Here is a 26658-nt window from a genome sequence, read left to right on the forward strand (position 1 = left end):
GAACAGGATGGCAGAAAAACAGATTATGGTCAAAATAGATCATGTATCAAAAGAATATAGACTGGGTGCAATCGGGGGAACAACATTACGGGAAGATCTGGAACGATTCCATGCAAAAATAAGAAAAAAAGAAGATCCGACACTGAAAATAGGCCAGAAAACACCAGAGTATGGAAAACGTTTTATGGCGCTGAAGGATATTTCATTTGAGGTAGAAAAAGGAGAAGCAGTAGGGATTATCGGACACAACGGAGCAGGAAAATCGACATTGCTGAAACTGCTGTCAAGAGTAACGGCACCAACAAAAGGAAGCATTGGAATGAATGGCCGTGTGGCATCTATGCTTGAAGTAGGAACGGGATTTCATCCGGAATTAACGGGACGTGAAAACATTTATATGAATGGGGCAATATTGGGGATGAGCCGTGCAGAAATCGGAGAAAAACTGGATCAGATTATTGCATTTTCCGAATGTGGAGAGTTTATCGATACGCCTGTAAAACGATATTCCAGTGGGATGTATGTTAAACTTGCATTTTCTGTGGCAGCTCATCTGGATAGTGAAATTATGATTATGGATGAGGTTCTGGCTGTCGGAGATATGAAATTCCAGCAGAAGTGTCTTGGACGGATGGGAAAGGCGGCAAATTCAGAAGAAAAAACGATTCTTTATGTGAGTCATAATATGAATACCATTCGTCAGCTTTGCACCCGCTGCCTTGTACTGGATCACGGCGAACTGATATTTGACGGCGGGGTAGAAAGAGCAATTGATTTGTATATGGATACAGCTGTTAAAAACGGAAGTGTAGATATTGATCTGAAAAATAAGAGAATGGCACATCTGCCGCCAGTTATTAAGGCGAAAATGACACATGTGCATCTTGTGGACAAACAGGTACCGGTATATGAATTTGAGGAAAAGCTGAAATTTGATTTGTCGGTTGAGGCCAAAACAAATATTTCCAATCTATCCGTGAGGGCAGAAATAAGATCAGCAGATGGAGGATCTGTTGCGGCGGGAATTTTGCAGGAATTTACATCCTTTTTTGCAGGAAGAAGCAAAATATTGGAAATGGAATTGCTGCTGCGTGGACTTGTACCGGGAAAATATTTCGTATTGCTGGTGATTTATAATGTAAACGAAATGGGAACTTACGATGACCTGGATGCAGTGTTTCCAGCATTTACATTTGAAATTCAGGATAGTAAACATGCTTTAAAGATTAACTGGAACGTAAATGCCTGGGGAAAAATTCGATTAGACGATTTGAAATGCGTGGGTGAAAGAGATGATTCCTAAAAAAATACATTATTGCTGGTTTGGGAGAAAGCCAATTCCAGATTCGGTCAGGCGATGCATGCAAAGCTGGCAGAAGTTTTGTCCAGACTATCTTATTGTAGAATGGAATGAAAAAAATTTTAATATAAAAGAATGCCCGCAGTATGTAATTGACGCATATCATAGGAAAAAGTGGGCATTTGTTACAGATTATGTAAGACTCCGGGTTGTGTATGAATATGGAGGAATATATTTTGATACAGATGTAGAATTAGTGAAAAAGATTGATTTTCTGCTAAAATACAGTGCTTTTTTTGGATTTGAAAATAAAAAATATATTTCTACGGGGCTTGGATTTGGCGCTGAACGGGGATGCGGTTTGTTGTATGAAATGATGGAGATGTATCAAACGATCCCGTTTATTTTAGAGGACGGATCAGAAAATAAGAAGACATGCCCGGTTATTAATACAGAAATCTTTTTGAAACACGGACTGGAACAAAAGGATAAGCAGCAGATTTTAGAGGGAAATATTATGATTTTACCATCCATTTGTATGTGCCCCATTGATTTTGAAACAGGATATAGAAGAAAATCAAAAAAAACAATTTCGGTTCATTGGTTTCATGCAAGCTGGATGGAAAGAGCAGAAAAAGAGTATCATAAAAAACATCGTCAGGCATTGTTAGAGGAAAAGAAAAATGATTGGAAATATCTTCCGAATCGTATGATTAAAAAGCTTTTGGGAGAAAAAATCTACTTGAAAATAAAAGGATGGATCAGATATGATAACGGTTAGTATTATAATTCCGGTTTATCAAGGGAAAAGCTATTTAAAACGGTGTATCGACAGTGTGCTGGCACAGAGTTGTCAGGAATATGAAATTATTTTAGTGGATGATGGTTCAACTGACGGTTCGGCCGAGATATGTGATGAATATGCTGAAAAACAGAAGACAATAACGGTGATTCATAAAGAAAACGGGGGACTTTCTTCTGCTAGAAATGCGGGCTTAGAAATTGCATCAGGGGAATACGTAATGTTTATTGATGCGGATGATGTGGTGCATAGTAAAATGCTTGAAACAGAGCTGAAAGTTTTGAAAGAGGAAAATGCGGATATCTTTATCTGCGGATTAAAACATTTTGCTGAGATAGAAGAAGTAGATACATGCGCTGAGTTACAAATCAAGAATTGTGTGGAAATCCAGTCTGGATTGGAAATTGAAAGCAAACTTTTTTGTGGTCAAAACGTGGAAAAATATATATCCTGTTGTGGAAAATTATTTAAGAAAACAGTATTTAATGGAATCCGTTTTCCGCAAGGGAGGTTATTTGAAGATGAATATATTACGTATCAATTGTATTATAGAAGTGAGAGAATAGCAGTAACAGATATTGTATTTTATTTCTATTTTACAAATCCGTGTGGAATAACAAAAAATTTGACGCTCAATAAACGATTTGATGAATATGATGCACAGGAAGAAAGAATAAAATTTTTTAAGAAAAAAAGGTGTAAAGAACTTTATCAGGCGGCATTGTTAAAACTGCTGAATTCAGCGCAGTGGGATTTGATAAAGTGCCAAAAATGGAAAGAAGGTTTTGATAAAGAACGAGGAGAAAAATTTCAACAGCAGTATAGAGAAGCACTGGAGCAGGCAGAAAAAGAGGGGATTGTACGCTTTAAAAATAATTATGATTTTTATGTATTAGCATATCCTGAGAAAGTCAACTTTTTTAGAGTGAGAAGACAATGGCAGAATCTGCTGAGAATGATTCGATCTAAAATATAAGATGGTTAGAAATAGAATGAGAAAACGATGTAAAAACGGGTACAAGCTGCGTAGGGTAGTGGGCATATTGGTTGTTATGCTTCTGTGCATAACAGGAAAAAGTGTTATAAAATCGAAATATAATCTAAACAGCATAACATATATACTGCAATCGAAGAAAATTTCGGAAGAAATTTGTCTGATACAAATAACAGATCTCCATAACAGCATTTTTGGTTCGGATAATAAACATCTGATTTCTAAAGCAGCAATGAAGTCACCAGATTTGATTATGATCACCGGTGATCTTCTAAATGCAAATGAGCCAGATAATAATATTGTGGTAACGCTGCTGGCAGAATTATCTGCAATCGCCCCAACATACGTCTCCCTCGGCAACCATGAACTGGAATACGAGCAGAACTACGGTACAGACATTACCGCTCTCTACGAATCTGCCGGCGCCACCGTCCTGAACTATGAATATAAAGACATCACCATCAACAGCCAGCCCCTCCGTATCGGCGGCATTTACGGTTACTGTCTCCCGGATAAATATCTGGAAACTGGCGAAGCGGATCTAGGAGAGTGTAAGTTCTTGTGGGATTTTGAGAACACCGACCGTTACAAAATCCTGCTCAGCCATCTTCCGATTGCCTGGCTGAAAAATGACGGGCTGGAGGAGTGGGACATTGACTGCGTATTTTCCGGCCATCTTCACGGCGGCCAGGTCATTCTGCCTGGCATTGGCGGTGTTTATGCGCCGGACATGGGATGGTTTCCGGGACAGCTGAAGGGGATTTTTGATTCGGAGGATGGAAAACGGCATCTGGTGCTGTCGTCCGGACTTGGAAATACGGAATTGGTTCCGCGGTTCAATAACATTCCCGAGATTGTCTGCGTGGAGCTGATTCCGGATGGAAACCTTCATAAAACATAAAAATAACACAGAGCCGGATTCCTGATGCATGGAAATCTGACTCTGTGCGTTACATGCAGCGGCCTTATACAAACAGGGTACATCCCTGTCGCTTGAACTGTTCGATCTTTTCGTCAATGAGCTCCGGCGTTACACCGAGATGCTCGGCAAGACACTGCTTGCAGAAAAACTGTTCTGCGCCGCGGTTGATAAATTTACGGTGGGCGCCGATCTCGTTATGTGTGAGTTCTTTGCCGCACTGCATACAGCGTGCCATCAGAGTTTTACGACCTTTGCACGGTATACTTTTGATGCAAATGGCTCGAGCTCTGTGACAAGGGATGCATTGTTTGCACACAGGTTCTCGCAGGTCCAGACCTCAGTAAGTTCCAGAGTACGGCCAGTGGAGAACGGAAGGCCGATTTCATCGAGATTCATGGCTGCACGTGATTTTTCATCACTGAGATTGAACATACCGATGGCGAGATCTCCGTCTGCGAGTGCCTTCACATAGATCAGAACCTTGTCATTCCATGCATGGTTTTTCACTTTATACGGCTGACGGCAGAGCGGATCCTGGTTGATGCGGATCATTTCGTCATTCATGAGAATGCGGCGGGTTTCGTCGCTCATCTCGCGGATGTCGCAGCCGATCATCAGCGGGGAGCCAAGGAATGCCCACAGTGCATAGTGTGTCTGATACTGGACATCGCTGCAGCCGGCCAGTCCAACATTTCCTTTTCCATGCATGCCGACGATCAGCATGTCCATATCGTTGAAGCAGCCGACGCCGTTGTACGGATGCAGTTTTTCCTGCTGTGCCACGAGATCTTTGACAGAATCCCAGGTATCAAAGATGTCGCCGGTGGAACGCCACATGGAAGCGCCGGTTTCTTTGATCCACTCATGCGTTTCATCAGCACCCCAGGAGCAGGCAGAGAAGAGAATGTCGCGGCCGCAGTTCTCGAGTGCCAGTCCCATGCGGCGGTACAGATATTTTCCGTGCAGGATCGGGCTGTGGTAGCAGTAGTCGTATTTTAAGAAATCAACATCCCAGGATGCGAAAGTTTCCGCATCGACAAATTCGTGCTCATAGCTGCCAGGGTAGCCGGCACACGTCATGTTTCCGGCGCAGGAATACATACCGAATTTCAGCCCTTTGGAATGAACGTAATCGGCAACGGCTTTCATACCATGCGGAAATTTTTCCGGATCCGGCACAAGATGGCCGTTTTCATCGCGTTCACGTAAAGACCAGCAGTCGTCGATGACAAGATATTCGTATCCTTTATCGCGCAGGCCGCTCTCGGCCATGACATCAGCAGTTTCAAAAATCATTTTTTCATTGATATTTTCTCCGAAGGTGTTCCAGGAATTCCAGCCCATCGGCGGTGTAAGTTTGATCATAGTATTGACCTCCCGTAAGTTTTGATGTACTTTGAGTATAGATGGATTTCCAGAGCAAAACCATGGAATTTTAAGACAAAAGCATGGATTTTTGCTTCATAAAGAATAAAATACGGGAAAAGGAAAGAATATGCTTGTATCAGAAATGAACGGGATCCGGCCTGTCGATGCCGGGCGGCAGGACTGCCATGATCTGCATTCCTGGGGGCCGGGTGTACGGCAGTGCTATATTATACATTATATTATAAGCGGAAAGGGAACGTTTACCTGCGGGAAAAAGACGTACACACTTACCGCCGGACAGAGCTTTTTAATCTGTCCAGAGCAGGTGGTGCAGTATGCGCCGGATGAGAACGAGCCGTGGGAATATGTGTGGGTTGATTTTGTCGGGGAACAATGCCGGCAGATTCTGGCACGGTCGGTACTGAACCCACAGCAGCCGGCGGCGCCGCCTCTCCGTCAGGAAAGGCTTCTGCCGTATTTTGAGCGTCTCTGCCAGATGGAACTCTATCGCCGGAACAGCCAGGAGGCCGTCGGTGTGCTGCTTGCGCTTCTGGGCGTGTACCAGGATCTGGCGGAGCCGCAGCGGGAGGAGAGAAAGAAGGAGGATCCGCGGATTATGGAAGCGATGGCTCTGATTGCCGCAGGGTATCACAGGAGTGAGTTCTGCGCGGAGACAATTGCGCGGAAAATGGCGGTCAGCCGCACAACGCTGAACCGTCTGTTTCAGAAGAAAATCGGCTGGTCACCAGGACAGTATCTGCTGGAATATCGGCTGCAGCAGTCAGAAAAGCTGCTGCAGATGGGGATGACGGTCAAACAGACGGCGCTGTCGTGCGGATTTGAAGATCCCTTTTACTATTCCCGTGTGTTCCGGAAACACTATGGAATGCCGCCGTCGGATTACCGGCTGGAGTTTGCAGAAATTCAGTGAACGGCGGGCGTTACCGCTCGTCGGAGAGATAATTCCGCATAGAGCGCAGGGCGGACTTTTCCAGCCGGCTGACCTGCGCCTGCGAGATGCCGATTTCCCGGGCAACCTCCATCTGGGTCTGCCCCTCATAGAAACGCATGCGGATGATCTGGCGTTCGCGCTCATTGAGACGGGCGACCGCGTCCTGCAGGGCGAGGTTCTGCACCCAGTTTTCTTCTTTATTTTTCTTATCACTTAACTGATCCATGACATACAGGGTATCGCCGCCTTCCGTGTAGACGGGCTCATACAGACTCATTGGGCTTTGGATTGCATCGAGGGCATAGACGATATCCTCTTTTCCAATGCCGATTTCAGCGGCGATTTCCTCGATCGAAGGCTCTTTCTGGTTCTGCTTGAGATAAAGTTCGCGGGCGCAGATGGCGCGGTAGGCAGTATCCCTGAGGGAACGGCTGACGCGGATCGCATTGTTGTCACGCAGATACCGCCGGATTTCACCGATGATCATCGGCACGGCATAGGTGGAGAAACGGACGTTTAAGGTCGTGTCGAAGTTATCAATCGCCTTAATCAGGCCGATACAGCCGATCTGAAAGAGATCGTCGGCGTTTTCACTGCTGTTGGAGAAGCGCTTGATCACGCTTAAGACAAGGCGCAGATTGCCCTGAATGTAGCGTTCGCGGGCAGCAGCATCTCCTTCGCGGGCCTTTTTCAGCAGAGTCTCTTTTTCTTCGGCATTCAGTACGGGAAGGCGTGATGTATTGACTCCGCACAGTTCAACTTTATTGATCGCCATGGTATGCATCCTCCTGAAACATGGAACGTATGGTTACCGTTCGTTACTGTTATACGTTCATGATTGGCAGTTGGCGGGACGAATATACGAGAGCCCGGAAAATTTCATAAAGTTTTAGTCCTTGACAAAGCTTTTGGAAAATGATTTCCTGCTATTGTAGAAACGGCGGAAAGTGTGATAAGATAAGGGAAGTGTACGAAATGCGAGGTCTTGTTTTATGATGAGTGGAAAGGAACGAAGAGAAGAGATTCTTCAAAGAATAACAAACAGTAAGACGCCGGTCTCCGGTGCAGCGCTGGCAAAGAGCTGTGAAGTCAGCCGTCAGGTGATTGTCCAGGACATTGCCCTGATCCGCGCTGCCGGATACGATGTGATTGCGACAAACCGCGGCTACATCTGCAGCAGCCCGGTGAGAGAGACGCGGGTCTTTGAGGTGAATCACACGGATGAGCAGATGCAGGACGAGCTGAATACAATTGTGGATTTCGGCGGCGTTGTGCTGGATGTGATTGTGCGTCACGAGGTTTACGGAGAACTGCGGGCGGAACTTAATATCAGTTCACGAAATAAGGTGGCACTGTTTATGGAAGAAATCCGGCAGGGAAAATCACGGCCGCTGAAGAATATCACATCAGGGGAACATTTTCATACCGTATCGGCAGACTCTGCGCAGACCCTGGATCTGATTGAAGAGGAACTGCGAAAGAAAGACTACCTGGTGCGGACTGTGAAATAGGGGAAAAAGCCCTTATTTTCACAAAAAACTGTTATTCGAAAAAATTTTAAATTTTTTTCAAAAAGGTGTTGACTTTTCTCTTAGGATAGTGTAATATACATGATGTCAGCGGGAACGAGTGATAAACAAAGAGTTCTAAAGCGACAAAGAAATGTGCGTTTAGCTCAGCTGGATAGAGCGTTTGGCTACGGACCAAAAGGTCGGGGGTTCGAATCCTCTAACGCACGGACGGTAACCGTCCTGGTGAAAACCAGGGCGGTTTTTTCGTATGCAGAATGAAAAATAAAACAAGCGGCCTTTTGGTCAGCAGCCAGACGGCCGCACTTTTTGAAAAAATCATGGGGAAACAACTTGTACGCTCATTGACACAAGTGAGATACATCTCCTATAATAAAGCCAAATTTAAGATCTCGAAAGGGGACAAGTTATGGCTAAGTTAGTAATTGATGCGAACAGAAAGCTTTCAAAAATCAATAAGGAAATCCAGGGACAGTTTTCGGAGCATCTGGGAAGATGTATTTATGAAGGACTCTATGTAGGAGAAAATTCCGATATTCCGAACGTGAACGGAATGCGTACCGATGTTGTTGAAGCACTGAAAAATATCAAAGTTCCGGTACTGCGCTGGCCGGGCGGATGTTTTGCAGATGAATATCACTGGAAAGACGGTATCGGACCGAAAGAAAGCCGCAAAAAAATGATCAACACCAACTGGGGCGGTGTTGTCGAGGACAACAGCTTCGGTACCCACGAGTTTTTTGAACTCTGCCGTCAGATCGGATGTGAAACCTATATCAACGGAAATATGGGAAGCGGTACTGTACAGGAGATGTCGGAGTGGGTTGAATATATGACATTTGACGGTGTATCTCCGATGGCAGACCTTCGTGCGGAAAATGGGCACGAAAAGCCATGGACCGTCGATTTCTTCGGCGTCGGCAATGAGAACTGGGGCTGCGGCGGAAATATGAATCCGGAATTCTACGGAAATATGTACCGCAGATATCAGACCTTTGTGCGTGATTACGATGGAAACAAAAAGATCCGGAAGATTGCCTGCGGCGCCAATGCGGATGATTATGAGTGGACGCAGGAAGTGATGAAAGCATGCTTTCGCAGAACCTCCCCGCAGCAGCACGGCATGATGGATGGACTGTCCCTTCATTACTATACGGTGCCGGAAACCTGGGATCACAAGGGCAGTGCAACGGAATTTGCGGAAAAAGACTGGTATAAGACCATGAAAAAGACGATGTACATGGAAGAGCTGATCCGCCGTCACAGCGCCATTATGGATCAGTACGACCCGGACAAAAAGGTCGGCATGATCGTGGATGAGTGGGGTACCTGGTATGATGTGGAGCCTGGAACGAATCCGGGATTTCTGTATCAGCAGAATACCATGCGTGACGCACTGGTCGCAGGGATCAACCTGAATCTTTTCAACAAACACAGCGACCGCGTCAAGATGGCAAATATCGCACAGATGGTCAATGTTCTGCAGTCGATGATCCTGACAGAGGGGGAAAAGATGGTCAAAACTCCGACGTATCATGTTTTCGATCTGTATCAGGTACATCAGGAAAATGATCTTCTGGCAAGCTCTCTGGAAACGGAGCAGGTTGGTCTGGAAGACGAATACATGGTTCCGAATCTGACGGAATCTGTTTCGGTAGATGCCAACGGTGTACTTCATATTACGATGACGAATGTGGATCTGGAGAAAGCATATCTGGTAGAGGCGGTACTTCTTGGAAAAGAAGTCGGCGAGATCAAAGCCGAGATCGTAACCGGCCATATGCAGGATAAAAACACCTTTGAAGCGCCGGAGACGGTTGGCGTTCAGGGCTTTGACGGTGTGCAGGCAACAAAAGAGGGAATTTCCTTTACCATTCCGGCATGCAGTGTGCTTCATATCGCCGTAAAATAGGGAAACCATAAAAACCAGAAGATATTTGGGATGAAAAAAGATTCGGTTCCGGAGGAGTTTGATGGACGGAAATACCAGGATCTGTAAAAAATGCCTGCTTCGTGAGATGGACGAGGCAGGCTTTTTTCAGAATATGTACGATTATATTGCAAGAATTCCGGCGGACGATAAAACGCCGGGGGAGGAATACGAGCGGCGGCTTTCGATCTGTAAGGAATGCGAAAAGCTGCTGTCCGGCATGTGCCGCATGTGCGGCTGCTACGTGGAGATGCGGGCAGCGATTGCACTGCGGGACTGCCCGGGGAAAAAATGGTGACCGAAACGGATTGTAATCAAGCCGGAGCAGAGGCGATTGCACTGCGGGGTTTTGTGAATCAATTTGTTTTTGTCTGCGGTGCGACTTTTGGATCTCTGAAATAGCGGGACAGCTTCGGCACGGAGATGAACAGCGTCAGAAACTCAGCGACCGGAATTGACAGCCACACACCGTTGGTGCCAAGCACGAGCGGCAGAAGCAGCGCGGAAAGAACGATAAAGACGAAGGTTCGCAAAAAGGAAATCAAAGCAGAGGTCTTTCCGTCTGACAGTGCCGTAAAAATGCCGGAGGCGACGATATTCGTACCGCAGAACAGATAGGCGATGGAGAACAGGTAACCACCGTGGCGGGTCAGTTCAAAGCCATAGGTGCCTTTCTGCATGAAAACGGCGGAAATAACAGGAGAACCGAAGGCAGCCACAAGTGCAATGATCACAGAGCTTACCACGACGAAGCGGATACTGATGCGGTAAAGCCGGATCAGCCGCTGTTTGTTCCGGCTGCCGTAGTTGAAGCTGAACACAGGTGCAACGCCGATACTGTAGCCGAGGTACAGCGCAACAAAGAGAAACTGTCCGTACAGAATCGCCGTGATGGCGGCAACACCGATTTCGCCCTCGAATTTCAGCATCAGCATGTTGAAAAGGTAAGTGACAACGGCTGCGGAAAGATTGCTGACCATCTCGGAGGAACCGTTGAAGCAGCTTGTGGAGAGCAGGCCTTTGGAAAACTCCGGCCTGGTGAAACGAAGGCCTTTTCGGGCAAAGGTAAAGTATAAAATACCGGCAACGGACGGGATACACTGGCCAAGGCCGGTGGCAAGGGCCGCTCCCGCAACACCAAGATGGAGCGGAACGACAAACAGATAGTCCAGAAGCATGTTGGTAATGCCGGCGGACACCGTAAGGGAAAGTCCGAGTCCCGGGCGCCCTGCTGTTACAAAGAAGGACTGGAACAGCGCCTGGAGAAGACAGACCGGGGCAAAGGAAAGGATCGTCCGCAGATAGGCGGTACCGTAATCCATCAGCACCGGCGTTGCACCGAGCAGACTGCAGATCTGACGGCAAAACAGGTTGCCGAGCACTGCGCCCAGAATACCGATGATCAGTGTGGTAAGGGTAAGGGCAGAAAAGTTACGGTTGGCTTCCTCCAGTTTTCCCTGTCCGATCTTTGCGGCGACAACGGCGCTGCCTCCGGTACCGAACATGATGCCGACGGCAAGAAGGATGCTGACGGCAGGATAGACGATATTGGCGGCGGAAAGCGCCATGCTGTCCACGTACTGTGCGATGAAAAAGCCATCCACAATACTGTAGAGAGACATAAAGATCATCATGATGATCGATGGAAACGCAAACTTCAGCAGAGAGCGGAAGTTGAAATCCTTGGCGAGTGACTGGCTCATAATCAAAAACCTCCTTTTTATGTGTGAAAAGCCTTTTTCAGACACGCTTTAGATGGGAAAGATTTCTTGTGAAAATTTGAATCGTTTGCTATTATAAAGGATAGGGTAACCCTATAGTCAAGTGCAAAAAAGGTGAAAAACAGGAAAAATTCCGAGAGCACATATTCAGGAAAAGGAGTCAGAAATGGGAAAACAGGAGTATTTAAGCGCGGGGCGATTTGCAGCGCTGGTAGGCACGACAAAGGAAACGCTCTTCCATTATGATGAGATTGGGCTGTTCGTACCAAAAAGAAGAGGGACAAACGGCTACCGGTATTATGCGATGGATCAGATGGAAACGTTTGATGTGATCGGAATGCTGCGGGAGCTGGGCATGCCGCTGGCAGAGATTCGAAATTATCTGGAACAGCGAAGTCCTGAAAAATTCGGAGTACTGCTGGAACAGGAGGAGAAGGTGGTGCGCGAAAAAATGCAGCGGCTCCGCGAGATGCAGCGCTGGATTGGGGAAAAGAAGCGGTTTCTGGCACAGGCATCGGCGGAATGCCGTGAGGCGTTTGAAAAAGATCCCTTCTGTCCTGTGGGAATTCATACCCTGCCGTTGCAGTATCTTGTCACGAATCACAGCGAGTCAGCGGATAATCTGGCAGTCAATCAGAAAATCGGAGAGCTCTATGCTTACTGCGGGCAATACGGAAATCGAAGTTCGTATAATGTGGGGTTTGTTCAGAAACGGGAAACACTGGAAACGGGGAATTTTCTGGATTACCGTGATTTCTATCTGATTTTTGATCGTGTGCCGGCGAAAGTGCGATACACGGTTCGGCCGGAGGGAGAGTATCTTTGCTATTATTATAAAGGACCATGGCAGGGAATTGAAGCGGCGTACCGGAAGCTGTTCCGATATGCCACGGAACAGAAATTTTTGCTGGATGACCGCTTTTATGAGGAATATATGGTGGACGCGCTGACCAGTCAGGAAATGGAACAGTATATTACGAGAATCGCCGTAAAAATTTTAAGATAGACAGGTAGGAGGGGAAAAAACAAGATTTTCACAAACTTTTTTCATTCTCCTCTTGACCATGACGCAACGTCACCCATTATAGTGAGGGTACAACAAGTTGAATTGACATAAAACTGAGACGATAAACACACCAAAAAGGAGAAAAAGCATGAAAGTATTAGTAACAGGCGGAGCCGGATTTATCGGCGGAAACTTCGTACATCACATGGTAAACAAATACCCGGATTATCAGATCGTAAACCTGGACCTGCTGACCTATGCAGGAAACCTGGAGACTCTGAAACCGGTTGAGGACAAACCGAACTACAAATTTGTAAAAGGTGATATCGCAGACGAAGCTTTCATCATGGATCTGTTTGAAAAAGAGAAATTTGACGTTGTTGTCAATTTCGCAGCAGAGAGCCATGTAGACCGTTCCATCGAGGATCCGGGCATCTTTGTTCAGACCAACGTAATGGGAACCCGTGTACTGCTGGATGCTTCCAGAAAATTCGGCGTAAAGAGATATCATCAGGTATCTACCGATGAGGTTTACGGAGACCTTCCGCTGGATCGCCCGGACCTGTTCTTTACAGAGAATACCCCGATCCACACCTCCAGCCCGTACTCTGCATCCAAAGCAAGCGCAGACCTGTTTGTACTGGCTTACCACAGAACCTTCGGTACCCCGGTTACCGTTTCCAGATGCTCTAACAACTACGGCCCGTATCACTTCCCGGAGAAGCTGATTCCGCTTATGATCAGCCGCGCACTGGCAGACGAAGAGCTTCCGGTATACGGAAACGGTGAGAATGTCAGAGACTGGCTGCACGTATCCGACCATTGCGAAGCAATCGACCTGATTATCCATAAAGGTAAAGTAGGCGAGGTTTACAACATTGGCGGACACAACGAGAGAACAAACCTTCAGGTAGTACAGACCATCCTGAAAGCTCTGGACAAACCGGAATCTCTGATCAAATACGTAAAAGACCGCCCGGGCCATGACAGAAGATATGCAATCGACCCGACCAAGATCGAGACTGAGCTTGGATGGAAACCAAAATACAACTTCGATACCGGAATTGCACAGACAATTCAGTGGTATCTGGATAACGAAGACTGGTGGAAACACATCATCAGCGGTGAGTATCAGAACTACTTTGCTGAGATGTACAAAGACCGTCTGTAAGAGAGAAAAGTGAAATGCAAAGGCCGCAAAAAAGCGGCTTTTGCGAAGGAGTGGTGGATATGGATCAATATTATACCACTGGTGAATTTGCCCGGATGGCCCATGTGACCATTCGGACAATTCGCTATTACGACAAAAAAGGGCTGCTGAAGCCAAGCTTTATCAACGAATCCGGTTATCGGATGTATTCGGATGAGGATTTTCTGAAGCTGCAGAAAATATTATCGCTGAAATATCTCGGATTTTCGCTGAATGAGATCGGAAACATGACGATTCACGATACGAGCGCGGATATTCTGAAGTCATTGAAAATGCAGATCGGACTTGTGCGCAAGAAGATGGAAAATCTGGAGCAGATGGAAAAGGCGCTGCAGAATACGACGCAGATTCTGGAGGAGACGAACCAGATCGACTGGACCGGTATTCTGAACCTGATTCATCTGACCGATATGGAAAAGATGCTGGTGGAGCAGTACAAAAACGGGGAAAACCTGAATATCCGTATTTCGCTGCACGAGCAGTATTCCCAAAATAAAAAGGGATGGTTCCCGTGGCTTCTGGAACAGATGGATTTTGACGGTGCGCGCCGGATTCTGGAGATCGGCTGCGGAAACGGGCAGCTCTGGAAAAAAGCGGAGCCATCCGTGCTGAAAGGAAAGTATATCTGTCTGTCTGACCTGTCGGACGGCATGATCCGGGATGCGGCGGAAAATCTGGGAGAAGAAAAGGCATTCTGTTTTGATTTCCGGACACTGGACTGCCAGAAGCTTCCGTTTCCGGATGCGGAATACGACCGGATTATTGCAAATCATGTTTTGTTCTATGTCCAGAATCTGTCCCGCGGTCTGCAGGAAATCAGCCGTGTGCTTTCAGATGACGGCGTGTTCTACTGCAGTACGTATGGAAAAGGCCATATGAAAGAGATTACCGATCTGGTACAGGAGTTTGATCCGCAGATCAATCTTTCGGAGGTGGCGCTGTATACTATTTTTGGTCTGGATCACGGAGAAAAGCAGTTAAAGCCTTATTTTGGCAGCGTAGAGAAAAGAATCTACGAGGACAGTCTCTGGGTCGACCGGCCGGAGCCGCTTCTGGACTATATCCTTTCCTGCCATGGAAATCAGAATGAGTATCTGTATCCGAGACAGCGGGAATTCAAAGAATTTCTGGAAAAGAAAATTCAGAAACACGGCGGAATTGCGATCACAAAAGAGGCAGGGGTTTTCATCTGCAGAAAATAACGGGAGAGGCCGACATGAAAATGGAGGTCTCTTTTTTATCCCTCATTTTAGGCAAGTTTGACAAAAATGTTAAAAAATAAATACAGAGTATGTTTTTTGTATTGCCAGAGATCACAAAAGGATGTATACTAAAGTAGAATGTCTAAGTATGCGTGACTTGAAGAAAGAACACAAAAAGAGGGATAAGGTATGAAGGAATTATTTGATGTACACTGCCATATGGTCCCGGGGGTAGACGACGGTGCAGCTGACCTGGAAGAGTCGCTGGCGATGCTGAAAATGCAGCACGAGGACGGGGTCAGGAAGATTATCATCACACCGCATTATCGGCGGCGGATGTTTGAAACACCGGCAAAAAAGGTACATGAGCAGTTTCTGAAACTGCAGGAAGCGGCAAAAAAGGAATATCCGGATATGTCGCTTTATCTCGGGTGTGAACTTCACTCGAACATGGATCTTCAGGATATCCTGGAAAAACGGAAATATGTGACCATGGCCGGTTCATCCTATGTTCTGTTGGAATTTTCCGAGGGAGATTCCGCACAGCATATCCGTGAGAGAGTCTACAATGTACTGTCCTGCGGTTATGAACCGATTATCGCGCATGTGGAGCGCTATCAGGCAACGGTAAAGAGCGTCGGATTTTCCAGCGATCTGGTGGATATGGGCGCAAGACTGCAGGTGAATGTGGAAAGTATACTTGGAAAGTATACGTGGGGGGCAAAACGCTACTGCAGAAAACTGATGAAGGAAGATCTGCTCGGTTTTGTCGGCAGCGATTCCCACAACACAAAAACACGTATTCCCAACATAGGAGCAGGCGCTGCCTATGTTTCAAAAAAAATGGGAGAGGCATATGCCGAAAGGATTTTCCACGATAATCCGATGGAAATCTTAAGGGATGCCGGAGAAATCTAAAAAAAGTCAGGAGAAGAAGATGGAAACGAATCAACAGAATCAGGATGAAATTGAAATCGATTTACTGGAACTGCTTCGTGTGCTCTGGAGCAAAATTGGCTATGTGATTTTAGCTGCATTGGCACTTGGCCTTCTGATGGTACTGGTCAGCAAAGTATTTATGAAGCCGCAGTATGAATCGACGACAAAAATGTATGTACTGTCAAAACAGGACAGCAGCAGTACTGTAACAAGTGGAGATCTGCAGGCAAGTTCTCTTTTAACCAAAGACTATGCGGAGCTGATTCAGAGCCGTCAGGTTGTTGAAACCGTTATTGCACAGTTAAATCTGGATCTTACCTATGAGGAGTTTTTGAACAAAATTACTGTTACTACACAGAACGATACGCGTATCCTTTCGATTACAGTAAAAGACGAAGATCCGTATGTAGCAAGCCAGATGGCGGATGCAATCCGTGTAGCAGCATCAGATCATATTCAGAACGTTATGAACACAGAAGCTGTAAATGTGGTAGATGAGGCGAATATTCCAGATGAGCCGGTAAGCCCAAGTATTAAGAAAAACGGGCTGATCGGTGCAATAGCAGGTGCATTTATCGCGATTGTCATCATCATTATTGTTTATCTGACAAATGACACCATCCAGACCTCCGAAGATGTAGAACGTTATCTGGGTGTCAGTACACTCGGCATAATTCCTCTTGCAGAAGGACAGAAAAAGAGCAAGAAGAAAAACAAAAACGGCCGTGGAAGAAAGAAATAAGGGAGGATACGGAACGTGAATCAGGTAGTAGTAAAACAGGAAAAATCAGGCTATCAGATTGTGGAAGCCTACAAATCTCTTCGGACCAACCTTCAGTTCTGCGGAGAAGATAAGAAAGTAATCGCGGTTACAAGCTGTACACCAAATGAGGGAAAGAGCAGTGTTTCTATGCAGCTCGGCATTTCTCTTGCAGAGAGCGGAAAAAGAGTGATTTTGATCGATGCCGATCTTCGGAAATCGGTTCTTCTTGGAAGAACGAAAACACAGAAATCTGTTCGCGGACTGGCACACTTCCTGTCCGGTCAGGCAACTCTGGAGGATGTCATCTGTTCTACCAATGTAAAGAACTTTTACATGATTTATTCCGGCCCGTTTCCGCCGAATCCGGCAGAGCTTCTGGGGGGAAAGAACTTCCGAAGTCTTTTAAATGCACTTCGTAAAGTTTACGATTATGTGATTGTGGATACTCCTCCGCTTGGAAGCGTTATCGACAGTGCAATCGTTGCAGAAATCTGTGATGGTTCAATCATGGTCATTGAGTCCGGTGTGATCAGCTATCGTTTTGCACAGGAAGTAAAGAGCCAGCTCGAGAGAAGTAACTGCCCGCTGCTTGGCGTTGTCCTGAACAAGGTGGATATGCAGAAACAGGCGTATGGGAAATACGGAAAATACGGTCAGTACAAATATGGAGATTACGGCCAGGAGGAGGACGATTAACTGCCATGAAAAAAGGGATTGTTGCAGGTTTGATTGTCCTGTGCGTGGCGCTAGGAGCCGGTACAGCAGCTGTCGTAGTGACGGACGACCGAAAAGGCCCGGAAATCGAGCTTCCAGCTGATGGGGATGTAACGTATGCGGAAGGCAGTGATACAGCGCCTTTGCTGGAAGGTGTTACTGCAACGGATGAGAAAGACGGAGATGTGACAGATTCGCTGGTGATTGAAAACATTTTCCCGAACGATGACCATACCAGTGCATCGGTTGTCTATGCGGCAAAGGACAGTCACAATAATGTATCAAAAGCAACACGCCGCGTGAATTATAAAGCTGCAGCGGAAGATACCCCGGCGGAAAATGAGGCTACGCAGGAAACGGATAACAGTGGGGCGGCAGATGAGTCTGCACCGGCAGCAGAGGAGCCGCAGAAGAATGACACAGAGGGCACAAAAAATGAGACAGATGCGCAGATGGAAATCGAAGCACTGCCGGCGGAAAGCCCAAAACTGTACCTGAATACGTATGAAGTAACAGTGGAAGCCGGAAACAATCTGGACAAAACCAGCTATATCAAAGAGATGACCGATGATGCAGACAGCCAGGAGTCACTCTTTAACCAAATTGAGATCGACGGCGATGTGGATACTGCAGTGCCGGGAGATTACACGCTGACGTATCATGTGACGGACAGCGATGGAAACAGATCAAATGCAGCGGTGCTTACCGTACACGTTCAGTAAGAATAGAAGAACTGCTCTGATGGGGATGCCCGATCGGGGCAGTTCTTTTTTCAAGTTTTTACGGCGCGAGTAAAATTTGACAGCCCAAAATGAGTATGGTAGAGTGAGAAAGAAAGACGGCAGAAGGGGGGCAGAGGAGATGCTTTGAATCTGGCAGAAAACAGAAAAACAGAAGCTGGAGCCGGTAGGAATGGGAACGGCGTTCCCATTTTTAAAGGAAAAGAACCATGTAGTTTCTATCATCGGCGGCGGCGGAAAAACGACGCTACTGTACGAGATGGCAGGCTTTTGCGTAAAAAACGATCAGAAGGTACTGGTGACAACTTCGACGCACATTTACCGTCCGCCGAAAGAATGGCATGACCAGAGTCTGGAAGCGGTCGAAAGAAAACTTCGCACAGGCCGCGCAGCGATTATCGGGAGTGCCTGCCGGGATCCGGAAAAGCTTTCCATGCCGGAAACGGAACTATTTGAAGAGGCACGCAAAAAGGCCGATCTGACGCTGATCGAGGCGGACGGCGCGAGGCACCTGCCGTGCAAGGCACCGGCGGAACATGAACCGGCGCTGCTTTCCTCTTCAGATCTTGTGATTGGTGTGACAGGTCTTTCGGCACTGGGACAGCCGCTTGGCAAGGGCTGCTTTCGGGCAGAACGGGCGGCGGAACTGCTTGGCTGTACGATGGAACACCATATCACGGAAGAAGATCTGGCACGGCTGATCGCATCGGAACAGGGACAGCAGAAGGATTTGAAAGGCAGAACGTTTTATGCGGTACTGCACCAGTATGAGGAAAAAGAACACCGGGCGGCCGCAGAGAAACTTGTGGAGCTGCTGCGCAGGCAGGGGATCGAGCATGTTCTGGTTACGTGCGCGACAGGAAACAGAAGACAAAGCGGTGAGAACACGAATCCCTGGTATGGGAGAGCAGAGCTTCCCGTGCGTGAAGCGGAAGAAGAGTGGGAACCCGGAGAATAAAACGGAAATAGAACGGAGGAGACAGATGGCGGAATTTACCCATTTTAAGAAAGACGGCAGCGCCGTCATGGTCGATGTCCATGAGAAGCCTGACACGTACCGGGCAGCATCGGCGACGGGAACCATACAGGTAAGCCCGGAGGTATTTGCAGCCGTGCGGGACCATACGGCGAAAAAAGGCGATGTGCTCGGCGTTGCACGGCTGGCAGGCATCATGGGGGCGAAGAAGAATGCGGAGTTGATTCCGCTGTGCCACATTGTGCCGCTGACGAACTGCGAAGTGACATTTACCACGGACGAGAATACAAATTCTATTACGGCCGTGTGCACCACATCATGTGTCGGAAAGACCGGCGTGGAGATGGAGGCGCTGACTGGCGTTTCCACAGCGCTGCTCACGATCTACGATATGTGCAAGGCGATGGACCGCGGCATGGTGATTCGTGATATCCACATTCTGGAAAAGGACGGCGGAAAGAGCGGTCATTATATCTATCAGAAAGAGGAAAAATAAAGCATGACAGAAAAGAAAGATTTCCCGGTTTTCCGGGTGGGAATTGTAACGTTAAGTGACAAAGGATATCAGGGCGAGCGCGAGGATAAGAGCGGCCCAAGGATCAAAGAGCTGCTTCCGGCGGAGCAGTATGAGGTCGTTTCGATGCGTCTTCTGCCGGATGAGCGGGCGATGATCGAGGAGGAACTGATCCGGCTTGCCGATCTGGAGCAGTGCGATCTTGTCCTCACGACAGGCGGCACGGGATTTTCCATGCGGGATGTGACACCGGAGGCAACTCTGGCGGTATCCGGCCGTGTGGCACCTGGCATCGCGGAGGCGATCCGCGCGGGCAGCATGGCGATCACAAAACGGGCGATGCTGAGCCGGGCAGTGAGTGCAATCCGTCATCGGACGCTGATTATCAATCTGCCGGGAAGCCCGAAGGCGGTGGAAGAGAGTCTTGGATTTGTACTTGATACCCTGCCGCATGCGTTGGGACTTCTGCGCGGAACGGACGGAGAGTGCGGAAGAAGCTGAAAAAAGAGGGAACAGGTAACGATGGAAGAAGAAAAAATTATTTTCTGTAAGAGCGGCGGCTGTACGGCAAAGCTCGGGGCAGGCGTGCTCGAACATATTCTGGAGAAGCTGCCGAAAGGGGAAAAGGATCCGAATCTGCTGGTGGGCTATGACAGCAAAGACGATGCATCCGTCTACCGGCTGACGGACGACCTTGCGATGGTCCAGACGCTGGATTTCTTTCCGCCGGTGGTGGAGGATCCGTACACGTTTGGAAAAATTGCGGCGGCGAATGCCTTAAGCGACATCTATGCGATGGGCGGAGAGGTGCGGACAGCCCTGAATATCGTCTGCTTTCCGGAACAGATGGATCTGAATGTCCTCGGAGAAATCATGCGCGGCGGCGCGGAAAAGGTGCAGGAGGCGGGCGGATCGCTCTCCGGCGGTCATTCGATTGCGGATGACAGTGTAAAATACGGCCTTTCTGTCACGGGAACCGTGCATCCGGACCGGATCTGGCAGAACAATACTGGCCGCGTGGGTGATCTGCTCATTCTGACGAAACCGCTCGGAACCGGCATTCTCTGTGCGGCGCACCGCGTCGGGGAGGAAAACCCGGGGGGATTTCAAAAGGCAGTGGAATCGATGATGACGCTGAATAAGTACGCCTCGGAGACGGCACGGAAGTATAACATTCATGCCTGTACCGATGTAACGGGCTTTAGTTTCCTAGGACATCTGCATGAGATGATGGAGTCGGGCGTGTCCTGCCATATCTGGGCGGATCAGATTCCGGTGTTCCCGGGGGCTGTGGAAGCGGCGGAGGAGTTTCTGATCACTGCGGCAGGCCAGCGGAACCGGAATCATCTGGAGCAGCATGTGACCTTTAAGGATATACCGTTCGGCATGCAGGAGGTGCTGTTTGACCCGCAGACATCGGGAGGGCTTCTGATGGCCGTGGATGCCGTGGATGCAGAAAAAATGCAGAGAAAACTGCTGGAGCAGGGGATTCCGGCAGCAATCGTTGGAAAAATCACAGAGCCGGCAGGAACCGAAATTTATGTGACACAGAGCAGGAAATGGTAAGGCAGGGAGAATGAAAAATGGCAGAGATGGAGAAAAAGACAGTAAACGCAATGGGTGATGTGTGCCCGGTACCGCTGGTAAAGGCAAAAAATGCGATTGCAGAACTTGCGGGAAGCGGAAAAGTGGAGGTTCTGGTGGATAATGAAATCGCCGTGCAGAACCTGGAAAAAATGGCGCAGCAGAAAGGATATGGCTTTCTGGTAAAAGAGAAGAAAGAAAAAGAGTATCATGTGGAGTTCACCGTATCGGAAACAGAGCCGGCTGAAACAGAAGAGAAAACCGTATGCCTCGTACCGGCGGCAAAGAAAACAAAACTCGTCGTTCTTTCTGCAGACCATATGGGCGAAGGAGCCGAGGAGCTGGGTAAAATTCTGATGAAGAGCTTCCTTTATGCACTGACCCAGCAGGATGAGCTGCCGGATACGATTCTGTGCTACAACGGCGGTGCAAAGTTGACCTGCGAGGGTTCCGAGTCCCTGGAGGATCTGAAAGATCTGGCAGCGCGCGGCGTTGAAATTCTGACCTGTGGAACATGCCTGAACTTCTACGGCATCACCGAAAAGCTGCAGATCGGCAGTGTGACCAACATGTATGACATCGTGGAGCGCATGAGCAGCGCAGACCGCGTGATTAAGCCATGATTTACCTCGATTCGGCGGCAACGTCGCTGTGGCATCCAAAAGAAGCAGAGGAGCGTATGATCCAGGCACTGCGCGGCTGTGGAAATGCAGGCCGCGGTGCACACGATGCGACACTGGATGCGGGCCGCATCGTCTTTGAGACGAGAATGCGGCTGGCAGAGTTGTTTCACGCGGAGAGTCCGGAGCGGATTGCATTTACGTGCAACGATACGGAGGCACTGAACACGGCAATTTTCGGACTCTTCGGGCCGGGGGATCATGTGATCACGACAGTCTGCGAGCATAATTCCGTTCTGCGCCCGCTGTATGCACTGGAAAAACAGGGACTGGAGCTTTCCGTGATTCCGGCGGATGTATCTGGAAGGATCGATTATGATCAGATGGAAGCGGCAGTGCGGAAAAACACGAAAGCGTTTGTCGTCACGCATGCCTCCAACCTGACCGGAAATATCACGGATCTTGCGCGGGTGTGCGAAATTGCGGAACGCCATTCCCTGCGTCTGATCGTCGATGCGGCGCAGACAGCGGGGATTCTGCCGATTGATGTACAGAAAAGCGGGATCGACGTGCTCTGTTTTTCCGGCCACAAGGGACTATTAGGGCCGCAGGGAACCGGCGGAATCTACGTTCGTCCCGAACTTTCGATCCGGCCGCTCAAAATGGGCGGAAGTGGAATCCGAAGCTATGAAAAAGAACAGCCTGCGGCGATGCCGGAGCATCTGGAAGCGGGAACTTTAAATGTCCACGGAATTGCGGGACTTCTGGGAGCGCTGGAATATCTGGAGAAGACGGGGATTGAAATGATTTACAAAAGAGAGAGGGAGCTGATGCATCTCTTTCTGGAGGAAATTCAGGGAATCCCGGGACTTACTTTATATGGAACAGACGATCTGCAGCAGCGGGTACCAACGGCGGCATTAAACATCGGCTCCTATGATTCGGGATATGTCAGCGACTGGCTGTATGAGAACTATGGTATTGCAGTCCGAAGCGGGGCACACTGCGCGCCGCTGATGCACGAAGCACTCGGGACACGGGAGCAGGGAGCCGTGAGGTTCAGCTTTTCCCATGTACTGACGGAAGAAGAAGTCCGGATTGCCGCGCAGGCTCTGCGGGAGTTTGCCGAAGAAGAAATGCAGCAGTGAGAGAGGCGGCAGCCGGCATCTGGGATACAAAAGAAGCTGGAAAAAGGAAGAAACGATATGAGACAGCGAAAAGAAACCTGGATTCTGACGTTTGCGGGGACAACGCAGGCGATGCAGATGGAGCAGTATGCGAGAGCGCACGGCCTGCCGGGAAGGATGATCCCCGTTCCGCGGGAAATTACGGCGGGCTGCGGCCTTTCCTGGAAAGCAGCGCCGGAAGAGGGAAAAGAAATCCTTGCGGCACTTCAGACGGCGGGACTTGCCTATGAGGCGGAGTACCGTGTGCTGTTGTAGAGGTGTGAGGTGGAAATGGAAGAAAAAGAAGAAACATTACGACAGAAGCTGCGGTACGACATGCGGCTGCGCGTCAGCCGGACGGATCATGCCTTCGGTCCCGGTGTGGCGGAGCTGATGGAGCATGTGGAAGCAACCGGCTCCCTTTCGAAGGGCTGCAAATGCATGCAGATGGCGTACTCGAAGGGATGGAAAATCTTAAAGCGCGCCGAGGAGGATCTCGGCATCCCGCTGGTACAGGGCAACCGGGGCGGCAGCAACGGCGGCCAGACGGTACTGACCCCGGAGGGAAAAGAATTCCTGAAGCGGTACCGGAAGTTTGAACAAGAAGTCCGCGCAGGCGCCGATGCGTCGTTTCAGAAGTGGTTTGGAACAGAAGAAAAATAACATTTTTTACGGGGACACGTTGACAAAACGGGTCCTTTCCTGTATTTTTATTAATGGAAAAAGCGTTATTCTCGAACAAGAATAACGAAGCAGGCCGCGGAAGACGGAAGAAAACGGCTGCTGCTGAAACGAAAGAAGGAAGACAGCGAAGATGAAAAAGAAAGATCTGATCGTGGTACGGGGAGCAGGAGATCTTGCAACCGGTACGATCCATCGTCTGAAAAAAGCGGGCTTTCGTCTGCTGGTTCTGGAAGCAGAGCACCCGGCGGCGATCCGGCGGCAGGTGGCTTTGAGCGAAGCGGTATATGCCGGCAGTGCCAGGGTAGAGGACGTGGAAGCCGTGCGCATGGACGTGGATCTCGCAGAGAAAAAGAACCGGAAAGAACTTCTGGAACAGGAAATGGAACGGATCTGGAAGAAAGATGGTGTTCCGGTGCTCGTGGATCCGGCGGGACTAAGCATTGCAGCACTTCGCCCGGCCGTCGTGGTCGATGCGATTCTGGCGAAGAAAAATCTCGGGACGACAAAAGAGATGGCGCCGCTTGTGATTGCCCTCGGACCGGGCTTTACGGCAGGAGAAGATGTGGATGTTGTAATTGAGACGAAGCGCGGTCATAATCTTGGACGCGTGATCCGAAGCGGAAGCGCGGTTCCGAACACTGGCATTCCGGGCATCATCGGCGGGTACGGAAAAGAGCGTGTGATGCATGCACAGGCGGAAGGTATTCTGCGGAATGCGGCTTCGATCGGAGACATTGTGGAAGCCAGGGCTGTGATTGCAGAGATTGAGACAGAAAACGGGACGGTACCTGTGGAAGCATCTCTCTCCGGTCTGCTGCGCGGGCTGATCCGCGACGGCTATCCGGTGACGAAGGGATTTAAGATTGCGGACATCGATCCGCGGAAAGAAGAACTGCAGAACTGCTTCACGATTTCCGATAAGGCGCGGTGCATCGCCGGAAGCGTGCTGGAAGTGATCTGCGGGGAACTGGAATAGATTCAAATAGAAAAAGTGAGGCGTTTCAGATGAAACTGATGAAAACAGAAGACGCGGTAGGCCAGGTGCTCTGCCACGATATTACACAGATTATCAAAGGTGTGACAAAAGATGCGGTATTCCGCAAAGGCCACATCATTACAGAAGAAGATATTCCGGTGCTTTTAAGTGTCGGAAAGGACAACATTTACATCTGGGAAAAGGACGATACAATGCTGCATGAAAATGAGGCGGCACAGATTCTTTACGATATGTGTAAAAACGATCACATGCATCCGTCCGATGTCAAAGAAGGAAAAATTGAACTGATCGCGGACTGCGACGGTCTTTTGAAAGTGGACCGCGAGAAGCTGAAAAAAGTAAACAGCCTCGGCGAGATGATGATTGCGACGCGCCACGGTGATACATACGTGAAAAAAGGCGACAAACTGGCGGGGACGAGAATTATTCCGCTCGTCATCAAAAAAGAGAAGATGGAGACGGCACAGGCAGTCTGTTCCGACGGGCCGATCCTGACCTTAAAGCCGTTCCACAAGAAAAAATTTGCGGTTCTGACAACGGGAAATGAAGTGTATTACCATCGGATCGAGGACACCTTCACACCGGTTATCCAGGAAAAGCTGGCAGAATTCGGCGCGGAGATGATCTTTCATGAGGTTTACGATGATGATGCATCGAAGATCACAGACGGATGCCGCCGCGCGATGGAAGCGGGTGCCGATCTTGTCTTCTGCACCGGAGGAATGAGTGTGGATCCGGACGACAAGACGCCGCTGGCGATCAAAAATACCGGAGCACGCATCGTTTCCTACGGCGCGCCGGTGCTGCCGGGAGCCATGTTCCTTCTGGCGTATGCCGAAAACGGAACACCGATCGTCGGCCTGCCGGGATGCGTCATGTATTCGAAACGGACGATTTTCGATCTTGTCCTACCGCGCCTCATTGCAGATGATGAGGTGACAGCGGAGGAGCTGGCCGGTCTTGGCGAGGGCGGTCTCTGCCTGAACTGCAAGGTCTGCACCTTCCCGAACTGCGGTTTTGGAAAAGGCAGATAAACGATGAAGGATCAGTATGGCAGAACGATAGATTACCTGCGGATTTCCATCACGGACGCGTGCAATTTGAGATGCCGGTACTGTATGCCGGAGAGTGCGGCGGGCTGTGCACTGGAGCAGGCGGAACAGAATCCACCGCTTACCGTCGAAGAGATGCTGAAGATTGTGCACGCCGCGGCTGGGCTTGGCATCACGCATTACCGGATTACCGGAGGGGAACCGCTGGTAAGAAAAGAGTGCGTGGAGCTGGTGCAGAAAATAAAAGCAGTGCCGGGCACCGCATCCGTTGGGATCACGACGAATGGCGTGCGCCTGGCATCGTGTGCGAGGGATCTGAAGGCGGCCGGCTGTGACAGTGTGAATGTGAGCCTGGATACCGTGGATGCGGCAGAGTTTGCGGCGCTTACCGGACGCGATGCTCTGGAGCAGGTAAAGCAGGGCATCTGCGCGGCCAAAGAGGCGGGTCTTTTAGTGAAGCTGAATGCGGTGCATCGAAAAGAACTGCATGCGCAGGAACTGATTGAATTTGCAGAGCAGGAAAAAGTCCCGGTGCGGTTCATCGAGGTGATGCCGGTGGGCGCCGGAAAATCGTACGTGGGTCCGTCGAATGAGGCGCTGAAAACAGAGCTGGAACAGTGGTACGGAGCGTGCACGCCGGACCGGGAAAAAGAAGGAAATGGTCCTGCGGCTTATGTGCGGTACGAAAAGCTGTCGATGCCCGTCGGCTTTATCAGCGCGATCCACGGAAAGTTCTGCGGAAGCTGCAACCGCATACGGCTGACAAGCCGCGGCTTTTTAAAGCTCTGTCTCTGCTATGAGAACGGCGTGGATCTGCGGGAGGTTCTGCAGAACGGAACGGCGGCGGATCTGCGGGATGTGATGGCACAGGCAATCTTAAAAAAGCCGATGGAACACTGCTTTGAGCGGCCGAAGGATATGACAGAGCACCACCTGATGTCCGGTATCGGCGGATGAAATGACGGCGGTTCGA

The 26658-nt window shown here is 49.0% G+C and carries 30 protein-coding genes and 1 tRNA gene; 27 read left to right on the forward strand and 4 right to left on the reverse strand.

Going from position 1 to position 26658, the window contains the following annotated elements:
• Positions 1–7: 7 nt before the first annotated feature.
• From DXD92_RS07485 to DXD92_RS07500, 4 genes are all read left to right on the forward strand, one after another.
• On the forward strand, positions 8–1303 hold the full coding sequence (locus DXD92_RS07485; RefSeq protein ID WP_117804738.1) for an ABC transporter ATP-binding protein: 1296 nt from the start codon (positions 8–10) through the stop codon (positions 1301–1303).
• A complete protein-coding gene (locus DXD92_RS07490) occupies positions 1293–2081 on the forward strand; it encodes a glycosyltransferase family 32 protein (protein ID WP_118640346.1) in 789 nt (262 codons plus the stop codon). Before DXD92_RS07485 ends, DXD92_RS07490 begins: the two co-directional genes overlap by 11 nt.
• Positions 2068–3078, forward strand: coding sequence for a glycosyltransferase family 2 protein (locus DXD92_RS07495; protein ID WP_118640347.1), 1011 nt, complete (start codon positions 2068–2070; stop codon positions 3076–3078). Before DXD92_RS07490 ends, DXD92_RS07495 begins: the two co-directional genes overlap by 14 nt.
• 76 nt (positions 3079–3154) lie before the next feature.
• Positions 3155–3997, forward strand: a complete 843-nt coding sequence (locus tag DXD92_RS07500) for a metallophosphoesterase (RefSeq protein WP_158583742.1) — start codon at positions 3155–3157, stop codon at positions 3995–3997.
• 64 nt (positions 3998–4061) lie between these two features.
• Here DXD92_RS07500 and DXD92_RS07505 read toward each other — a convergent pair whose 3' ends face one another.
• Together DXD92_RS07505 and DXD92_RS07510 are read right to left on the reverse strand one after the other, a co-directional pair.
• Entirely contained in the window at positions 4062–4253 is a 192-nt protein-coding gene (locus DXD92_RS07505; RefSeq protein ID WP_022461561.1) for a hypothetical protein, read from the reverse strand.
• Entirely contained in the window at positions 4253–5383 is a 1131-nt protein-coding gene (locus tag DXD92_RS07510; RefSeq protein WP_118640349.1) for a glycoside hydrolase family 27 protein, read from the reverse strand. Before DXD92_RS07510 ends, DXD92_RS07505 begins: the two co-directional genes overlap by 1 nt.
• Before the next feature lie 130 nt (positions 5384–5513).
• Between DXD92_RS07510 and DXD92_RS07515 the strand changes: the two genes are divergently transcribed.
• Complete coding sequence (locus DXD92_RS07515; protein ID WP_117509373.1) at positions 5514–6317, forward strand: AraC family transcriptional regulator; 804 nt, start codon at positions 5514–5516, stop codon at positions 6315–6317.
• Positions 6318–6327: 10 nt separating this feature from the next.
• Here the strand turns inward: DXD92_RS07515 and sigG are convergent, their stop codons facing one another.
• Positions 6328–7113 (reverse strand): RNA polymerase sporulation sigma factor SigG, encoded by a 786-nt coding sequence (gene sigG, locus DXD92_RS07520; protein WP_055220491.1) that lies wholly within the window; start codon positions 7111–7113, stop codon positions 6328–6330.
• Between the two features lie 220 nt (positions 7114–7333).
• On the opposite strand from sigG, the gene DXD92_RS07525 reads away from it, so the two are divergent.
• The 4 genes from DXD92_RS07525 (at position 7334) to DXD92_RS07540 (ending at position 10095) form a co-directional block, all read left to right on the forward strand.
• Positions 7334–7849 (forward strand): transcription repressor NadR, encoded by a 516-nt coding sequence (locus tag DXD92_RS07525; protein WP_055220692.1) that lies wholly within the window; start codon positions 7334–7336, stop codon positions 7847–7849.
• A 153-nt stretch (positions 7850–8002) separates the two neighbouring features.
• Positions 8003–8076 (forward strand) — tRNA-Arg (locus DXD92_RS07530).
• A 200-nt stretch (positions 8077–8276) separates the two neighbouring features.
• Positions 8277–9779 (forward strand): alpha-N-arabinofuranosidase, encoded by a 1503-nt coding sequence (locus DXD92_RS07535; protein WP_118595035.1) that lies wholly within the window; start codon positions 8277–8279, stop codon positions 9777–9779.
• Between the two features lie 61 nt (positions 9780–9840).
• Complete coding sequence (locus DXD92_RS07540; protein ID WP_117813736.1) at positions 9841–10095, forward strand: DUF6171 family protein; 255 nt, start codon at positions 9841–9843, stop codon at positions 10093–10095.
• Positions 10096–10153: 58 nt separating this feature from the next.
• Here the strand turns inward: DXD92_RS07540 and DXD92_RS07545 are convergent, their stop codons facing one another.
• On the reverse strand, positions 10154–11500 hold the full coding sequence (locus tag DXD92_RS07545; RefSeq protein ID WP_118640350.1) for an MATE family efflux transporter: 1347 nt from the start codon (positions 11498–11500) through the stop codon (positions 10154–10156).
• A 184-nt stretch (positions 11501–11684) separates the two neighbouring features.
• On the opposite strand from DXD92_RS07545, the gene DXD92_RS07550 reads away from it, so the two are divergent.
• The 18 genes from DXD92_RS07550 (at position 11685) to moaA (ending at position 26642) form a co-directional block, all read left to right on the forward strand.
• Positions 11685–12524: a MerR family transcriptional regulator gene (locus tag DXD92_RS07550; protein ID WP_055227940.1), complete on the forward strand. Its 840-nt coding sequence runs from the start codon at positions 11685–11687 to the stop codon at positions 12522–12524.
• Between the two features lie 148 nt (positions 12525–12672).
• The gene (gene rfbB / locus DXD92_RS07555) at positions 12673–13695 is read left to right on the forward strand and encodes a dTDP-glucose 4,6-dehydratase (protein WP_022461570.1); all 1023 of its coding nucleotides are present in this window, start codon (positions 12673–12675) and stop codon (positions 13693–13695) included.
• Between the two features lie 59 nt (positions 13696–13754).
• Positions 13755–14936, forward strand: a complete 1182-nt coding sequence (locus tag DXD92_RS07560; RefSeq protein ID WP_118640351.1) for a MerR family transcriptional regulator — start codon at positions 13755–13757, stop codon at positions 14934–14936.
• Positions 14937–15125: 189 nt separating this feature from the next.
• Positions 15126–15854: a CpsB/CapC family capsule biosynthesis tyrosine phosphatase gene (locus tag DXD92_RS07565; protein WP_055227942.1), complete on the forward strand. Its 729-nt coding sequence runs from the start codon at positions 15126–15128 to the stop codon at positions 15852–15854.
• Between the two features lie 19 nt (positions 15855–15873).
• Positions 15874–16617: a YveK family protein gene (locus DXD92_RS07570; protein WP_055228010.1), complete on the forward strand. Its 744-nt coding sequence runs from the start codon at positions 15874–15876 to the stop codon at positions 16615–16617.
• Positions 16618–16632: 15 nt separating this feature from the next.
• The gene (locus DXD92_RS07575; protein WP_055227943.1) at positions 16633–17334 is read left to right on the forward strand and encodes a polysaccharide biosynthesis tyrosine autokinase; all 702 of its coding nucleotides are present in this window, start codon (positions 16633–16635) and stop codon (positions 17332–17334) included.
• 5 nt (positions 17335–17339) lie between these two features.
• The gene (locus DXD92_RS07580; RefSeq protein ID WP_118640352.1) at positions 17340–18074 is read left to right on the forward strand and encodes an immunoglobulin-like domain-containing protein; all 735 of its coding nucleotides are present in this window, start codon (positions 17340–17342) and stop codon (positions 18072–18074) included.
• Between the two features lie 190 nt (positions 18075–18264).
• A complete protein-coding gene (gene yqeC / locus DXD92_RS07585; protein ID WP_118640353.1) occupies positions 18265–19050 on the forward strand; it encodes a selenium cofactor biosynthesis protein YqeC in 786 nt (261 codons plus the stop codon).
• Between the two features lie 25 nt (positions 19051–19075).
• Positions 19076–19564, forward strand: a complete 489-nt coding sequence (moaC, locus tag DXD92_RS07590; RefSeq protein ID WP_022462471.1) for a cyclic pyranopterin monophosphate synthase MoaC — start codon at positions 19076–19078, stop codon at positions 19562–19564.
• A 3-nt stretch (positions 19565–19567) separates the two neighbouring features.
• Positions 19568–20083 carry a MogA/MoaB family molybdenum cofactor biosynthesis protein gene (locus DXD92_RS07595; protein WP_117804729.1) on the forward strand — a complete coding sequence of 172 codons (516 nt, stop codon included), beginning with the start codon at positions 19568–19570 and terminating at the stop codon, positions 20081–20083.
• Positions 20084–20104: 21 nt separating this feature from the next.
• The gene (selD, locus tag DXD92_RS07600) at positions 20105–21148 is read left to right on the forward strand and encodes a selenide, water dikinase SelD (RefSeq protein WP_055220516.1); all 1044 of its coding nucleotides are present in this window, start codon (positions 20105–20107) and stop codon (positions 21146–21148) included.
• A 26-nt stretch (positions 21149–21174) separates the two neighbouring features.
• On the forward strand, positions 21175–21789 hold the full coding sequence (gene yedF / locus DXD92_RS07605) for a sulfurtransferase-like selenium metabolism protein YedF (protein WP_082424685.1): 615 nt from the start codon (positions 21175–21177) through the stop codon (positions 21787–21789).
• Positions 21786–22934, forward strand: coding sequence for an aminotransferase class V-fold PLP-dependent enzyme (locus DXD92_RS07610; RefSeq protein WP_118640354.1), 1149 nt, complete (start codon positions 21786–21788; stop codon positions 22932–22934). The genes yedF and DXD92_RS07610 overlap by 4 nt, the downstream gene beginning before the upstream one ends.
• A gap of 57 nt (positions 22935–22991) precedes the next feature.
• Entirely contained in the window at positions 22992–23228 is a 237-nt protein-coding gene (locus DXD92_RS07615; protein ID WP_022462466.1) for a DUF3343 domain-containing protein, read from the forward strand.
• Positions 23229–23243: 15 nt separating this feature from the next.
• Positions 23244–23615, forward strand: coding sequence for a winged helix-turn-helix domain-containing protein (locus DXD92_RS07620; RefSeq protein ID WP_022462465.1), 372 nt, complete (start codon positions 23244–23246; stop codon positions 23613–23615).
• Between the two features lie 151 nt (positions 23616–23766).
• The gene (gene yqeB, locus DXD92_RS07625; protein WP_022462464.1) at positions 23767–24612 is read left to right on the forward strand and encodes a selenium-dependent molybdenum cofactor biosynthesis protein YqeB; all 846 of its coding nucleotides are present in this window, start codon (positions 23767–23769) and stop codon (positions 24610–24612) included.
• Positions 24613–24641: 29 nt separating this feature from the next.
• Positions 24642–25667: a molybdopterin-binding protein gene (locus DXD92_RS07630; protein WP_117802062.1), complete on the forward strand. Its 1026-nt coding sequence runs from the start codon at positions 24642–24644 to the stop codon at positions 25665–25667.
• Positions 25668–25670: 3 nt separating this feature from the next.
• Positions 25671–26642, forward strand: coding sequence for a GTP 3',8-cyclase MoaA (gene moaA, locus DXD92_RS07635; RefSeq protein WP_118640355.1), 972 nt, complete (start codon positions 25671–25673; stop codon positions 26640–26642).
• The last annotated feature ends 16 nt before the right edge of the window (positions 26643–26658 follow it).

The organism is Blautia sp. TM10-2 (assembly GCF_003480845.1).
Taxonomy (GTDB): Bacteria; Bacillota; Clostridia; order Lachnospirales; family Lachnospiraceae; genus Fusicatenibacter; species Fusicatenibacter saccharivorans.